This window comes from Rhizobium sp. BR 317 (genome assembly GCF_047445835.1).
Lineage (GTDB): Bacteria > Pseudomonadota > Alphaproteobacteria > Rhizobiales > Rhizobiaceae > Rhizobium > Rhizobium paranaense.
The window spans coordinates 117494-132548 of sequence record NZ_JARWLB010000006.1 but is presented as its reverse complement, the minus strand read 5'-3'; the positions used below and the strand labels follow the sequence as shown (position 1 = coordinate 132548).

Here is a 15055-nt window from a genome sequence, read left to right as displayed (position 1 = left end):
CTAGTTTGTGCGCGGCCTTCACCCCGTTGGACAGAAGGCTCTCACCATCAGCTTAGGCGGCAGCGAGCTGCAGTTCCTTGCCGACCATGGTGCGCAGGGCGATCAGGTCCTTGGCGAATGCGCGAATGCCTTCGGCGAGCTTTTCGGTCGCCATCGCATCTTCGTTCATCATCCAGCGGAAGGTCTTTTCGTCGACGGCGATCTTGGCGACGGAAGTCTTGCTTTCCGGCGAGAGCTTGCGCTCCAGCTTGCCTTCATCCTTGGCAAGTTCGTCAAGCAGGTTCGGGCTGATCGTCAGGCGATCGCAGCCGGCCAGCGCTTCGATTTCGCCGGCGCTGCGGAAGGAAGCGCCCATGACGATCGTCTTGATGTCATTGGCCTTGTAGTAGTTGTAGATTTCGCGAACGGAAATAACGCCCGGATCTTCTTCCGGAGTGTACTCCTTGCCGGTCGACTTCTTGTACCAGTCGAGAATGCGGCCGACGAAGGGCGAGATCAGGAAAACCTTGGCGTCGGCGCAGGCAACGGCCTGGGCCTTGCTGAAGAGCAGCGTCAGGTTGCAGTCGATGCCTTCCTTTTGCAGCACTTCGGCGGCGCGGATGCCTTCCCAGGTGGAAGCGAGCTTGATCAGGATGCGGTCATGACCGATGCCGCGTTCCTTGTAGGCGGCAATAATGGAGCGGGCCTTGGCGATCGAACCTTCGGTGTTGAAGGACAGATCGGCATCGACTTCGGTCGAAACACGACCGGGAACGAGGCCGGAGAGAGCGGCGCCGACGGAGATTGCCAGACGATCGGCGACAGCAGCGGCAACAGCATCCGGCGTACCACCCTGCTTCTTGCCCCAAGCGACGGCTTCCTTGATCGCATCGGCGAACATCGGGGTGCCGAGCGCCTTCAGGACGATGGTCGGATTGGTCGTGCAATCGACCGGCTTCAGGCGAGCAACCGCCTCGATATCGCCGGTGTCGGCCACGACCGTCGTCATAGCGCGAAGTTGGTCAAGCTTGGATGTCATGATACGTATCCTTGTTGAATTGGCCCATTGTGGGGATGATGGACCGGCGCGAAATCCCGTCCGGTTCGATAGACGACACGAAACTGCAGGCGGATTGCACCTTTTCTCCCTTCCCTATGTAACGGGAGAAAAAGCGCGAAAGTTCCATTTCCGGCGAGTGGTCAAAGCTGCGAAGAAACAACCTTACCGGACAAGGCTTTTCACCGAAAGCGAGCGCACTATATCGCTCCCTGTCCGGTGAAATACGTCCACGGCTGCGCACCCGCACATTGTCCTCCTCGACTGGACAAAGACCGACTTCCTCACGGCGACTATCATCAATCTCGCAGCGAAAAGTCAAGGACATTTGTGCATTTCAATTGACATAAGTTTCAGGCCATAGAATATCGGTGGATAGAAGAGCTGATCTTGCCGCCCCTGTCCTGTGCGATCGCCGCAACCTTTGTCGTTTGCGATCATTAAAACAAAAGGGCGTGCAAAAATCTTGCCGGAGGACCTGTGGCCAAACTCAGACGTGGGACACACACCGCCTATTCGGAGACGGCGTCTCTGAGGCTGCGCGCTGCGTGGCTCTATTACAATCAGGGCCTGACGCAGAAGGATGTCGCCGAACAGCTCGGCATCAGCCGGACCACGGTCATCCGCCTGCTGGACGAGGCGATGCGTCGCAGCGAAGTGCAGATCTGGATCAATGAAGGCATCGACGATTGCGTCGAACTGGCGATCAAGCTGGAGCGCGCCTATGGGCTGGACGAGGCGATCGTCGTTCCGTCGCCCGCAGGCGGAGACGTCGACGCTCAGGCGAAAAGCGTCGGCCTGGCGCTCGGCCAATTCCTGACCGAAGCGATTCCCGACAATTATACGATCGGCGTCGGCTGGGGCCGGACGATGACGGCCTCGCTCGGAAGCTTCCGCCCGCCACGCCGCGACAATTGCAAAGTCGTCTCGCTGCTTGGTGGCATCGTCGCCGTCCAGCAGACCAACCCCATCGACTATACGTGGCGTCTGGCGAGCCAACTCGGCGCGGAATGCTACATGTTCCTGGCGCCGCTCCTGGTCGATTCCATCGAGACCAAGCGCAATCTGATCGAAAAATGCGGTCTGGAGGCGATCTATCGCCTGGCCGAAAGCCTCGATCTCGCCATTGTGAGCTGTGGCGATATCGGACCCCGCTCCACCTCGCTGTCGGAAGGCTTTATATCGAAGCAGGAGCTGGATCAGTTGATCGAGGCGGGCTGCGTCTGTGACACCATGTTCAATTTCCTCGACGCCGAGGGCAATTCCGTCGATCATCCGATCAACAAGCGCGTCATGTCGGTCGATCTCGACACGTTGAAGAAGGCCAAGCACATCGTGCTGTCTTCCGGCGGCGCCCACCGCGCCCTTGCAATCCGCGCCACCATCAAGCGCATCGGCTGCAATACGCTGATAACAGACGAAAGCGCGGCAAAGGCGCTGCTGCAGATGGCTATGGCGAAGGCGGCTTGAGAATATTTACCTTCCCCCCCCGCGGGGAGAAGGTAGAACCCCTCAAGCTTTCCCCGCTTCCCAGCCCAGCATCGCCCGCTTGCGCGTCAGGCCCCAGTGATAGCCGGTGAGGTCGCCATTCTTGCCGAGCGCGCGGTGACAGGGGACGACGAAGGAGATGGGGTTGCGGCCGACCGCGGCACCAACCGCGCGCATCGCCGTCGGCTGGCCGATGTCTTTGGCAATATCGGAATAGGTCACGGCCCGGCCCATCGGGATCTTCAACAGGCTTTCCCAGACCCGCACCTGGAAATCCGTGCCGATCAGCACCACGCGCAGCGGCTGATCGCTCGACCATTTCGACGGCTCGAAAATCCGCGCMGCATAAGGCATGGTCGCCTGCAGATCCTCGACATATTGCGCATTCGGCCAACGGCAGGTCATGTCTTCGAGGCAGGCCTTCTCGTCGCCGGAATCGCTGAAGGCAAGACCAGCAAGGCCACGATCGGTGACCATGATCAGCGCCAGTCCGAAAGGCGAGATGTGGAACCCGTAGCGGATGACCAGCCCGCCGCCCTTCGCCTTCCATTCGCCGGGCGACATCGCCTCATGCGTCACGAAAAGATCGTGCAGCCGGCTTGGACCGGAAAGGCCCACTTCGAACGAGGTTTCCAGCAAGGGCAGATCTTCCTCGCGCAGCAGCCGCTTCGCATGGTCGAGCGTTACGGCTTGCAGGAAACCCTTGGGCGACAATCCCGCCCAACGGGTAAAGGTCTTCTGCAATTGAGTCGGCGATTGTCCGAGCCGCTCGGCGATCGTCTCCAATGACGGCTGATCGCGATAGTCCTCGGTGATGAGTTCGATCACCCGGCGGACGGTATCGTAGTCCGGTCCTTCCGGTGTGATGTCTGTCTTCAACTGTGCGATAGCATTCATAATCTTTCTCCTTAGAAAGGAGAACACCACGAAGGGACGGGTAAAACCACCCGTTTCTTGCATAATGGCGTGATCCCGAACCGAAGGACCGCGTCAGTGAAAAGTGTGAAGCGGTTTGGGACAAGATCACGCCCATCAAGCGATCTATATCCGTTGCGTCACCGTTGCCAAAGCCCGCTTGAAGGCTTTGGCAAAGCTCTCCCGATCCTCCGGATTGAGAAAGGAACCGACATCCGTGTCATGGCTCCTGTCGCGGACATGCATCGAAACGACCCCGATTTCACTGTGCCGGCGGACGAGAAATCGCGTCCAGAAAGGGTTGAAACGATGCTCGATCATGCGGCCCGAGGGCGAGAATTTGCGGATCGAGACATTGGTGCGCGTGACCGTCACCTCCTCGCGCACCCGGCCCGAGCGATAATTCATCCAGAAGGCGCCGTAGAGCAGCGTGAAATCCGCGCCGAAGAAGACACCGATCGGCCATGCGCCGCGAATGACGAATACGATGCCGTAGATCAGGCAGAACGCCCCGGTCAGCATCAGCATCACCTTGAATCCCCTTCGCCCCAATGAGCGATGAGGGAACAATTCGGCGGCAAAGACCGGCCTGTTGCCATCGATGTCAGTATCGGCGTTGCGTTCGGTCATAGGACTTGAGTATAGGTGGTTCATGGCAAACCCCAAGATCAAATCCAGCGCGCAAAACGCGAAAAAGTCAAATGCGACGGCAGGCCGCAAACCGGCTTTCAAGAGCCCCTATTCCAAGGCGGATCTGGAAGAGATCTTTCGCCGTTTCTCCATTCAGCGGCCTGAGCCGAAGGGAGAGCTGGAGCATGTCAATCCCTTCACGCTTGTCGTCGCCGTGGCCCTATCGGCGCAGGCAACCGACGTCGGCGTCAACAAGGCGACCCGCGCTCTCTTTGCCGTTGCCGATACGCCGCAGAAGATGCTCGATCTCGGCGAAGAGCGTATCCGCGACTACATCAAGACGATCGGCCTTTACCGCAACAAGGCGAAGAACGTCGTCGCACTCTCTGAGAAATTGATCCGGGATTTCGACGGCGAGGTGCCGCAGACGCGCGAGGAGCTGATGACGCTGCCGGGCGTTGGCCGCAAGACCGCCAATGTCGTGCTCTCCATGGCCTTCGGCCAGGCAACGCTCGCCGTCGACACCCATATTTTCCGCATCGCCAATCGCCTGCTGCTCGCCCCTGGCAAGACACCGGACGAAGTCGAACAGCGGCTGATGAAGGTGATCCCGGACCAATATCTCTACCACGCGCATCACTGGTTCATCCTGCACGGACGTTATGTCTGCAAGGCGCGCAAGCCGGAATGCGAGCGCTGTGTCATCGCCGACCTCTGTCGCTCGCCGGAAAAGACCTGGGATATCCCATCCCCATTGGTCGAGCTGCCGCCTCAACCGATCGGCGCCGCCGATTGAAGCACTTCCAGGAAAAGTGCGAAGCGGTTTTCCGTCCGGAATGCGTAAAAACAACGGGATAGAGCTGCCCACCGGCAACCCTCAGCCGCGACGTGCTGCTTCCTTCTGGGAAATCAGCTTGTGCAGGTGGACCATCATCCCCGCCGCAAACAGCGGCGTCAAAAGGTTGACCAAGGGAATGGCGAGGAAGGCGGCGATCACCAGGCCGGCAAGGAAGACGGTGAAGGCATGTTTGCTGCGAAACCGCCGTGCTTCTTCCGGCGGACGAAAACGCATGGCGGCGAATTCGAAGAATTCCCGGCCGAGCAGGTAGCCGTTGACCAGGAAGAAGGCGACGAGATTGACCCCCGGAATGAAAAGCAGAAGCAGGGCGATGATGTTGCCTGCGAGGACAACGCCGAGGAATTTCAGCGAACTTTTCATAGCCGGCACGAACGGCATGGCTTTTCCCGGCGCATCGGCCGGATAGTCCCTCTTCTCCACGACATCAGCGACATCATCGAGAAAGAGCCCTGCGATCAACGCCGTTACCGGTGAGATCAGCAGCGCCAGGGCCAGCGCCAAGCCGAGGCCTGCCAGAACCGCGAGAAGAAAGGTAAGCCAGCTCGTCCAATCCGGTGCGGGCGGCATGAAGCTTTGTAACCACGGCAATACGAAAGCGATGAAGGTGCCGCGTAACACAAACCAGAGGGCGACAAGCGCCAGCAATGTCAGCCCGAGGACTTTCCAAAAAACCTTACGCGTCTCGGCTGCAAAGAGGTTGGCGATGGAAAGACGCGCGGCATGGGTGATCATTCGTCCGATATCCCGTTAATCGTGGCTGGATATGTAAGTAACAATTGCAGATATATCAATATATTCGCGCCGGCCGCGTAATAACCCTCACCCATTTGAATTGTTGTAATCAAGTCCACACTAATATATGGTGTGTTACATATGAAAAACAACAACCTAAACATGATCAACGGTCATCAAAAATCTGCAAGCACTCCGATTGTTTCGGCATTCGGCGCGATCACACTTCGGATAGACCGTCAGCGAGGCGATACATTTGGAAGACCTGGGCCAGAAACTTAGACAATATATCAAAACAGGCACTCCCGCCGAGCGTCGAATCGCCAAGTATTTCTCCGAACACTTGAACGAGCTGCCCTTTGAAACTGCCTCTTCCGTCGCCGACAGGCTGGAATTGAGCCCGATGACCGTCGGGCGTTTTCTGCGATCGCTCGGCTATCAGGGCTTGGACGGCATCAAAGTGCACCTGCGGGAAAATGTGACGCCGGTGACGCTGCAACTGCCGAACGTTCTGGAGCAGTTGCAGAAGGATGCCAACGAGGGACGTCCGATTGCCGGCCAGATCGCCGAGCAGGTCGAGATGCTGCAGCATATCTACAATCTCACCAGCCAGCCGCAATGGTTGGATGCGGTCGCGGCGATACTGTCGTCCAGCGAAGTTTTCGTCACGTCACATCTCAGTCTCGCGAGCCTCGGGCGCCATCTCTGCAACCGCCTCGCATTCGCCCGCGACCACGTGCAATTCCTCGACGGCGCCAATGGCAGCTATATTGAGCTCCTCGGCCATCAGTCGAACGATGCATTGGTGGTGATCGTTGATTCGCCTCGCTTCGTCGCCTCGCGGCTGCTGGCGCGTTCCGCCCGCCGCTCCGGCTACAAGGTGCTGCTGATCACCAGCCAATATACGGAATGGGCGCATGAATTCGCCAATATGACGCTGTCGCTGCCGCCGCTTCGCGCCGGCAACCAGGAAAACCTGTCTGCAATGATGGCGCTGCTGGAATTCCTGGCCGTTGCTGTCATTCACACGGCCGGCGAGGAGGCGGAAAGCCGCATCCACAGGATCGAAGAACTGGAAGGCATGTTCGCCCACATGCCGCTTCGATAGTGCTCAACAAATGATGGTTTGGACGCCGGAAAGCCCTTCCGGCGTTTTTTATTCCATGGATTCCAGCTCGGCGCGATGGCGGTACATCGCGAGAAAACGCCGGTAATCGCGGTCATAAAGCGTCTTCTTGCTTATATCCGGCAGGCGCTCATGCCCCCCGGGATACATGGCGGAGCCTGCCGCAGCGAGACTGTCGTAAAGGCCGCAGGAGACGGAAGCCGCAATCGCCGTTCCCAAGAGCACCGCCTCGTTCATCTTCGGCACGACCACCTTGCAGCCGGTAATGTCGGAATAGAGCTCCATCAGCACGGCATTCTTCACATGACCGCCGGCGACATGCAGCGTATCCGGCACGTAGCCGTAGTCATGCATCCTCTCGAGAATATGGCGGATACCGAGCGCGACGCCGACGCTGGTGCGCCAATAAAGACGGCAGAGACCGTCGAAGGATGCATCCAGCGTCAGGCCGCTGACGACGCCGACCGCATGGGGATCGGCAAGCGGCGATCGGTTGCCATGAAAATCCGGAAGAACATGGATGCGCTCGGCAAAGGCATCGCCTTCGACGGCGCGAAGTTCGGCGATGCGCTTTACGATGCGGTCGTGCAATGCCGCCGTCGGCTCACCGCCGGCCGCATGCATGCCCACCATATAGTCGAGCAGCGCACCCGTCGCCGATTGCCCGGCTTCGACCAGCCAGGTGTCCGGAAATACGGCTTCATAATAGGGTCCCCACATGCCGGTGCTGCGCTTGCGTTCGCGCGAGAAGGAGACGATGCAGCTCGACGTTCCGGCAATCAGCGCCAATTGATGCTCCAGCGCGTTGAGATCACCGGCATGTCCGCCGAGCGTGCCGAGCGCGCCCGCATAGGCGTCGATCATACCGGCGCCAACATGGCACTCGCGGTCGAGCCCCAAGGCTTCCGCTGCCTGCGCCGTCAGCGTGCCGACGCTTTCCCCGACCGGCGTCGTCTCTTCCGGCAGGTTACCGCGCTCGCGCAGATCGCCAAGACCGATCACATTGAGGAAATCCGTCTGCCAGCCGGGCTGGCGATGGGCAAGATAATTCCATTTCGCCGTCAGCGTGCAGCGCGAGCGTGCAAGCGAACCCGTGGCCTTCCAGGTCATGAAATCGGCAAGATCGAAGAAATAACCGGCCTTTGCCCAGCTCTGCGGCAGATTTTTCTTCAGCCACATCAGCTTCGGCATCTCCATTTCCGGCGACATGAAGTGACCGGAGTGTTCGAGGACCTGATGCTTGGTCGCCGTGCAGAAATCCGCTTCGGCAAGTGCCCGGTGATCGAGCCAGACGATKGTGTCGAACCGGTCTTCGCCACCGGTCGAAACCGTGAGCGGCTTGCCCTCCGTGTCGCGTACCACCAGTGAACAGGTGGCGTCGAAGCCGATGGCGCCTATGACGGATACGTCGACGCTGGAGGCGGTGACGGCGGCGCGCACGGCCGTACAGACCGCGGCCCAGATGTTTTCGGAATCGTGCTCGGCGTGGTTCTCACGCGGGCGGTTCATGATGATCGGGTGTTCGCCCTTGCCCAGCAGGGCGCCGCGTGATGTGAACACGCCAGCCCGCGCGCTGCCAGTGCCGATATCGACCGCAACCACATGATCACGCATACAGCAGAGGCCCCATCCACTTACGTCTTGTTGCGGACAAGGTGTATCAAATCCGACATTGCGTCAAACACGACTTCGGGGCAAAGCCGCTCCAATTCCGCCCGATAACTCGGCGAATGGGCATGCGATCCACCAGTGAAAGCGAAAACCGTCATGCCGGCCGCCCTCGCCGCCGTGATCCCGGCCGGGCTGTCTTCGACGACGATACAGTCCTCTGGAGCGACCTGCATCTGCTTGGCGGCATAAAGGAAAAGATCGGGTGCCGGTTTGCCGCGCTTGACCATACTGGCGCTGAAAATATTCGGCTCCAGCCGCGGCAAGAGGCCGGTAACGCCCAACGACAAACGGATGCGCTCCATCTGGCTGGAGGAAGCGACGCAACGCCGAATGGTCAGCGCGTCCAGCGTTTCGGCAACACCATCGATCGGCTTCAATTCATGCCGGAAGCGGTCATAAAGGTCATTGCGGATGCGATCGAGAAAATCCTGATCGATGAAGACGTCGAACTCCGTCTCCAGCGTATCGACAAGCGTCGCAAGGCTTTTGCCCAGGAAGCGACTGTAGATGTCCTCCTCGCTCATATCCACGCCGACGTCGTGCATGGCCTGGATGAGCACGCTGACGGACAGCGGTTCGCTGTCGACGAGCACGCCGTCGCAGTCGAAGATTACGAGTCCCTTCTCCGCATCACTCATCGCAGATCCAACCCGAACCCTGTTTTGAGCCGCGTCTCTTGCAACGCAGGCATGGCCATAAAAATTCGGCCGGGACTTGGGCACCCGGCCGATGGACAGTTATTCCGTAAGTTTATTATCGAGGTATAGCTGCAGGGTGACGCGAGTGCCCTTTTCCCACAGCGTTTTTAATGCATGGGCAAAGCGCTTGCGGAAAAGATCCGATTTGGCGACGTCGCCGAAGATGTCGTCGAAGACGAGAAAGGCATTCGGATCGTCCTTGGCCTTCAGCGCCGCGGCGTGCAGCCGGTCGGCACTGGCATCGTTGAAGACGATATCCTTGCCGCTGTCGGTGGTGCCGGCGAAGTAGCGGCACCACAGCGCCGACACCAGCGCCAGGCCCACGACATCCTCCTTGCGGCGGAGCCGGTCGGCCGTCGACGGCAGAATGAACTTCGGCTGCCGATTCGAGCCGTCCTGCGCCAGGCGCGGAATGGTGTCGGCAATCTTCGGATTGGAAAAGCGGCGCTCGATCAGCTTGAAATAGTCGGCAAGCACCGTGTTCGGCACCGGCGGGATCACGGGGATGATCTCTTCGTTCTCAAGCTTGGCGAGATAGGCGCGGATCAAAGGCTCTTCCATGGCCTCGTGCACGAAATGCACGTCCATCAACGCCGCCGGATAGGCGATTGCCGCATGGCCGCCATTGAGGATGCGGATCTTCATGTGCTCGTAAGGCGTAACATCGGGAACAAAGGTGACGCCGACCTTTTCCAGCGCCGGACGGCCGGCCGGGAAATTGTCCTCCAGCACCCACTGCTTGAACTCTTCGCAATAGACCGGCCAGTTATCCTCGATGTCGAAGGCTTCCTTCAGCAGATCGATCTCGCGTGCGCCCGTCGCCGGCGTAATGCGGTCGACCATGCCGTTCGGGAAGGCGACGTTGGCGGCTATCCAGTCGGCAAAGGCCGGATCCGAAAGCTTCGCTGTGCMGACGACGGCAGCTTTGGTGACGCCGCCATTATGGGGAATGTTATCGCAGGACATGACGGTGAAGGGCTGAAGGCCGGCGGCGCTTCGGGCCTTGAGGCCAGCGACGATCAGGCCGAACACCGTCTTCGGCGTATCCGCGTTCTGACCGTCGGCAACGATGGCCGGATGGTTGGGATTGAACTTGCCGGAGGCATCAATGAAATAACCGCCTTCAGTGATCGTCATCGAAACGATGCGGATCGAAGGGTCGGCAAGCTTGGCGATGATGGCTTTGGCGTCACCGACCGGCAGAATATCGATCATCGGCGCCGTGACGCGAGCGGCGGTGCGGTTGTTATCCTGCTCGACCACCGTCGTCAGGAAATTCTGAGCCGCGAGTTTCTCCCGCATGGCAGCGTCCGAAGGGAGCACGCCCGCGCCGATGATCGCCCAATTATGATCCTCGCCGGCATTGAAGAGGTCATCGAGATAGATTGCCTGGTGAGCGCGATGGAAATTGCCGACGCCGAAATGAACGATGCCCGCCGACAGCGACTTTGGATCATAGGTCGGGATGGCAGCCGTTGCAGCCGCCTCCTGAAGGGTTGCGAGCGATAATTTGCACGTCATGTCTCAAGTCCTTCTGAAAGGTCTTCTGCTCCGGATGGATTGGGAATGTCTTATCCAGTTAGGATGGCCTGGGCCTACCTGATGTGGCCCAGGTCTAAATGGTATCCGCCATGCCGCGTGAGGCCGGGCATGGTGAGGGCGTTCGATTTAGATCGACAGCCCCCTGTCGTTGAACCGGTGGATGCGGGATTTGTCGGGTGTCAGATAGACGGTATCGCCGGCGCGCGCCGGGAAGTCGCCGGTTCCGCGGGCGGTGATCGTGCCGATACCATCGGCATCGATATGCAGGAACGTGTCGGAGCCGAGATGTTCGGCAACATTCACCCTACCMTGCCAGTCACCCTCGGTGGTCGACAGCAGCACATGTTCCGGACGGACGCCGATCGTGTGGGCGCCGAGGTTCTGAGCATAGGCGCCCGTAACGAAGTTCATCTTCGGCGAGCCGATGAAGCCGGCAACGAAGAGGTTCTGCGGGCTGCGATAAAGCTCAAGCGGCGAACCGACCTGCTCGATATTGCCGCGGTTCAGGACCACGATCTTATCCGCCATGGTCATGGCTTCGACCTGATCGTGCGTCACGTAGATCATCGTCGTCTTGAGCTGCTGGTGCAGTTCGCTGATTTCGAGACGCATGTTGACACGCAGCGCGGCATCGAGGTTCGACAAGGGCTCGTCGAACAGGAAGGCCGCGGGCTGGCGCACGATGGCCCGGCCGATGGCGACGCGCTGGCGCTGCCCGCCGGAAAGCTGGCGCGGTTTGCGTTCCAGGTAATCCGTCAGGTTCAGAACACGGGCCGCATCCGCCACCTTCTTGTCGATCTCCGCCTGCGGCATGTTCGCCATCTTGAGCGGGAAGGCGATGTTCTTGCGAACACTCATATGTGGATAGAGCGCGTAGGACTGGAACACCATGGCGAGGCCGCGCTGTGCCGGCGCCAGATTGGTGCCGTCCTTGCCGTCGATCATGATCTGGCCGCTGGAGACATCTTCAAGGCCGGCGATCAGGCGCAGCAGCGTGGACTTGCCGCAACCGGAAGGGCCGACGAACACGACGAACTCACCGTTATTGATTTCGAGGTCGATGGAAGGGATGACCTTGGCTTCGCCGAAGACCTTAGAAACCTTCTTAAGGACAATGCTACCCATGTTTCTCTTCCTTACTTAACCGCGCCGAAGGTGAGGCCGCGAACGAGTTGTTTTTGCGAAAACCAGCCGAGGATCAAGATCGGGGCGATCGCCATGGTCGATGCCGCCGAAAGCTTGGCGTAGAACAAGCCTTCCGGGCTGGAATAGGAGGCGATGAAGGTGCTGAGCGGCGCCGCGTCGACGGCGGAGAGGTTCAGCGTCCAGAAGGCCTCGTTCCATGCGAGGATGATGTTGAGAAGCATCGTAGAGGCTAGGCCCGGGATCGCCATCGGCGTCAGCACATAGATGATCTCCTTGGCCAGCGACGCACCGTCCATGCGGGCCGCTTCGAGGATCTCGCCGGGGATTTCCTTGAAGTAGGTATAAAGCATCCACACGATGATCGGCAGGTTGATCAGCATCAGCACGACGACCATGCCAAGGCGGCTGGCAAACTGATTGTTGAGCAGGCCGAAAGCCTGGAACAGCAGGTAGATCGGGATGAAGGCGCCGACCGGCGGCATCATCTTGGTGGACAGCATCCACATCAGCACGTCCTTGGTGCGCTTTGTCGGCGAAAAGGCCATGGCCCAGGCGGCCGGAACGGCGACGATCAAACCGAGGATCGTCGAGCCGAAGGCGATGAGCACCGAGTTGCCGAAGTGGAGGAAATAGTTCGAGCGCGATTGCACCTCGAAATAATTCTCCAGCGTCCAATGGAAGAAGAGGAATTGCGGAGGCGAGGCGATGGCGTCGCCTTCCGTCTTGAAGCTCGTCAGGAACGTCCAGAGGATCGGGAAGAAGATCAGGATCGCGACCACCCAGGCAGCGACGGATACGACCACCTTGTGTTTGGTTGAGACAGTACGAGCCATCTTAAGCCTCCAGATTCTTGCCGACTGCACGCATCAGGAAGATCGCGACGATATTGGCGAGGATGACGGCGATGATGCCGCCCGCCGATGCGCCGCCGACGTCCTGCTGCAGAACGAGCTGCGAATAGACCAGGTAAGTGAGGTTGGTCGTTGCCGTGCCCGGACCGCCATTGGTGGTGACCAGGATTTCGGCGAACGCCGAGAGCAGGAAGATCGTCTCGATGAGAATGACGACCGTGATCGCGCGCGCCAGATGCGGCAGGATGATATAAATGAACTTCGATACCGCGCCGGCGCCGTCCATTTCGGCGGCTTCCTTCTGCTCTTCGTCGAGCGACTGCAAAGCGGTCAGCAGGATGAGCGTTGCGAAGGGCAGCCACTGCCAGGCGACGATGATGATGATCGAAAATAGCGGAATCGTCTCCAGCCAGGTCAGCGGATCGAGCCCGAAAAGCTTGAAAAGATATGCCAGAAGCCCGTTCACCGGGTTCATGAACATGTGTTTCCAAATGAGGGCGGCGACCGTCGGCATGACGAAGAAGGGCGCAAGCACCAGCATGCGCACGATGCCTTGGCCGAAGATCGGCTGATCGAGAAGGAGCGCGAGAGCAATACCGCCAACCACCGTGATGATGAGCGCGCCGACCACGAGCAGAATAGTGACGACGAGCGAATTCCAGAAGGCCGGGTCGGTGACGAAATATTCGTAGTTCAAGAACCCGATGAAGTCATGCGCACCGGGGGACATGAGATTGTAGTTCAGCGTCGAAAAATAGATCGTCATGACCAGCGGGACGATCATCCACGCGAACAGAAGCAAAACCGAGGGCGCCATCATGACGCGTGCGGTAGAACGGGTGTGTAGCGTTGCCATGGCAAGTACCGACCTATCTTTTAGCAGGGAGAGTGGCCGCGGACCGGCTGAAATAAAAGAGGCCGCCGAAGAGAGTTCGGACACTCGGCGACCTTAAGGAAGGGGAGCGCTGCGAGACGCGCCCCTTCATACCTTGGGAGGTTTCTTATTTCGGATAGCCAGCCTTGGTCATTTCACGGCTGGTCAGTTGCTGTGCCGACTTGAGGGCGGTATCGACGGGGACCTGGCCGGCAAGGGCAGCAGAGAACTGCTGGCCGACAGCGGTGCCGATACCCTGGAACTCAGGGATAGCGACAAACTGCACGCCGACATACGGGACCGGCTTGACGGTCGGGTGGGTCGGATCGGCCGAGTTGATCGAGTCGAGCGTCATCTTCGCGAAAGGTGCTGCCTTCTGGTAGTCCGCATTCGCATAGAGCGAAGCGCGGGTGCCGGGAGGTGCATTCAGCCAGCCCTCCTTCTGAGCAACAAGGTTGATGTAGTCCTTTCCGGTTGCCCAGGAGATGAACTTCTCAGCAGCTTCGGTCTTCTTCGAAGATGCCGGGATCGCCAGGCTCCAAGCCCAGAGCCAGTTGCCGCGCTTGCCGAGGCCCTTGTCCGGCGCCAAAGCGAAGCCAACCTTATCGGCAACCTTCGATTCCTTCGGGTTGGAAACGAAGGAGGCTGCGACCGTTGCATCGATCCACATCCCGCACTTGCCGGACTGGAACAGAGCCAGGTTTTCGTTGAAGCCGTTGGACGAAGCGCCCGGAGGGCCGGCGTCCTTCATCAGCTTGACGTAGAAGTCGAGCGTGTCCTTCCATTCCGGCTGATCGAACTGTGCCTTCCACTTTTCGTCGAACCAGCGCGCGCCGAACGAGTTCGACATCGCCGTCAGGAATGCCATGTTTTCGCCCCAGCCGGCCTTGCCGCGAAGGCAGATGCCGTAGATCTCATGGTCCTTGTCGGTGATCTTGCGGGCAGCATCGGCGATGAAGTCCCAGGTCGGCGCATCCGGCATCTTCAAGCCGGCCTTCTCGAACAGGTCCTTGCGGTACATCACCATCGAGCTTTCGCCGTAGAACGGAGCGGCATAGAGCTTGCCGTCCACCGTCAGACCGCTGCGGATAGCCGGGAGAAGGTCATCCACATCGTAGCTCTTGTCGGCAGCAAGCTTGTCGAGCGGCGCGAGCCAGCCGAGCTTACTCCAGATCGGCACTTCGTAGGTGCCGATCGTCAGCACGTCGTATTGGCCGCCCTTGGTAGCGATGTCTGTCGTAACCTTCTGGCGCAATACGTTTTCCTCGAGCGTGACCCACTGAAGGTCAATGTCGGGGTTTTTGGCTTTGAAATCGTCCGTAAGCTTCTGCATACGAACCATGTCGCCGTTGTTCACGGTGGCAATCGTGAGGGTTTCGGCGGACGCCATTCCAGCAAACATCAGTGCGGAGCACGCGCCCAGCAGGAAAGTTTTCAATTTCATATCTTCCTCCCAGAAGATCAGCTAGCTATGAGCATTCGCTTTG

Annotated in this window: 14 protein-coding genes; 3 read left to right on the top strand and 11 right to left on the bottom strand. The window is 59.3% G+C overall.

Annotation, left to right across the window (positions count from 1 at the left end; genetic code table 11):
• Positions 1-52: 52 nt before the first annotated feature.
• Positions 53-1018, bottom strand: coding sequence for a transaldolase (tal, locus tag QD357_RS11830; protein ID WP_107109304.1), 966 nt, complete (start codon positions 1016-1018; stop codon positions 53-55).
• Positions 1019-1516: 498 nt separating this feature from the next.
• Here tal and QD357_RS11825 point away from each other — a divergent pair, with 498 nt between their 5' ends.
• Complete coding sequence (locus tag QD357_RS11825) at positions 1517-2506, top strand: sugar-binding transcriptional regulator (protein WP_107109306.1); 990 nt, start codon at positions 1517-1519, stop codon at positions 2504-2506.
• 42 nt (positions 2507-2548) lie between these two features.
• Here QD357_RS11825 and QD357_RS11820 read toward each other — a convergent pair whose 3' ends face one another.
• Positions 2549-3421, bottom strand: a complete 873-nt coding sequence (locus QD357_RS11820; protein ID WP_107109307.1) for a methylated-DNA--[protein]-cysteine S-methyltransferase — start codon at positions 3419-3421, stop codon at positions 2549-2551.
• 144 nt (positions 3422-3565) lie between these two features.
• Positions 3566-4069 (bottom strand): DUF2244 domain-containing protein, encoded by a 504-nt coding sequence (locus QD357_RS11815; protein WP_107109308.1) that lies wholly within the window; start codon positions 4067-4069, stop codon positions 3566-3568.
• Between the two features lie 22 nt (positions 4070-4091).
• On the opposite strand from QD357_RS11815, the gene nth reads away from it, so the two are divergent.
• Positions 4092-4865: an endonuclease III gene (gene nth, locus QD357_RS11810; protein ID WP_181316096.1), complete on the top strand. Its 774-nt coding sequence runs from the start codon at positions 4092-4094 to the stop codon at positions 4863-4865.
• 81 nt (positions 4866-4946) lie between these two features.
• Here nth and QD357_RS11805 read toward each other — a convergent pair whose 3' ends face one another.
• Positions 4947-5660, bottom strand: coding sequence for a sulfate transporter family protein (locus QD357_RS11805; RefSeq protein WP_107109309.1), 714 nt, complete (start codon positions 5658-5660; stop codon positions 4947-4949).
• 256 nt (positions 5661-5916) lie between these two features.
• Between QD357_RS11805 and QD357_RS11800 the strand changes: the two genes are divergently transcribed.
• Positions 5917-6768: a MurR/RpiR family transcriptional regulator gene (locus QD357_RS11800; protein WP_107109310.1), complete on the top strand. Its 852-nt coding sequence runs from the start codon at positions 5917-5919 to the stop codon at positions 6766-6768.
• Between the two features lie 48 nt (positions 6769-6816).
• Here QD357_RS11800 and QD357_RS11795 read toward each other — a convergent pair whose 3' ends face one another.
• The 7 genes from QD357_RS11795 to QD357_RS11765 all read right to left on the bottom strand — a co-directional run bounded on the left by QD357_RS11795 (position 6817) and on the right by QD357_RS11765 (position 15012).
• Entirely contained in the window at positions 6817-8400 is a 1584-nt protein-coding gene (locus QD357_RS11795; RefSeq protein WP_107109311.1) for an FGGY-family carbohydrate kinase, read from the bottom strand.
• Positions 8401-8420: 20 nt separating this feature from the next.
• The gene (locus tag QD357_RS11790; RefSeq protein WP_107109312.1) at positions 8421-9095 is read right to left on the bottom strand and encodes an HAD family hydrolase; all 675 of its coding nucleotides are present in this window, start codon (positions 9093-9095) and stop codon (positions 8421-8423) included.
• Positions 9096-9194: 99 nt separating this feature from the next.
• The gene (locus QD357_RS11785) at positions 9195-10676 is read right to left on the bottom strand and encodes a mannitol dehydrogenase family protein (protein ID WP_414124374.1); all 1482 of its coding nucleotides are present in this window, start codon (positions 10674-10676) and stop codon (positions 9195-9197) included.
• A gap of 147 nt (positions 10677-10823) precedes the next feature.
• Positions 10824-11822, bottom strand: coding sequence for an ABC transporter ATP-binding protein (locus QD357_RS11780; protein WP_414124373.1), 999 nt, complete (start codon positions 11820-11822; stop codon positions 10824-10826).
• Positions 11823-11833: 11 nt separating this feature from the next.
• Positions 11834-12676 carry a carbohydrate ABC transporter permease gene (locus tag QD357_RS11775; protein WP_104824373.1) on the bottom strand — a complete coding sequence of 281 codons (843 nt, stop codon included), beginning with the start codon at positions 12674-12676 and terminating at the stop codon, positions 11834-11836.
• A 1-nt stretch (position 12677) separates the two neighbouring features.
• Positions 12678-13550, bottom strand: a complete 873-nt coding sequence (locus QD357_RS11770) for a carbohydrate ABC transporter permease (RefSeq protein WP_107109315.1) — start codon at positions 13548-13550, stop codon at positions 12678-12680.
• A 145-nt stretch (positions 13551-13695) separates the two neighbouring features.
• A complete protein-coding gene (locus tag QD357_RS11765; RefSeq protein ID WP_107109316.1) occupies positions 13696-15012 on the bottom strand; it encodes an ABC transporter substrate-binding protein in 1317 nt (438 codons plus the stop codon).
• Between the last annotated feature and the right edge of the window lie 43 nt (positions 15013-15055).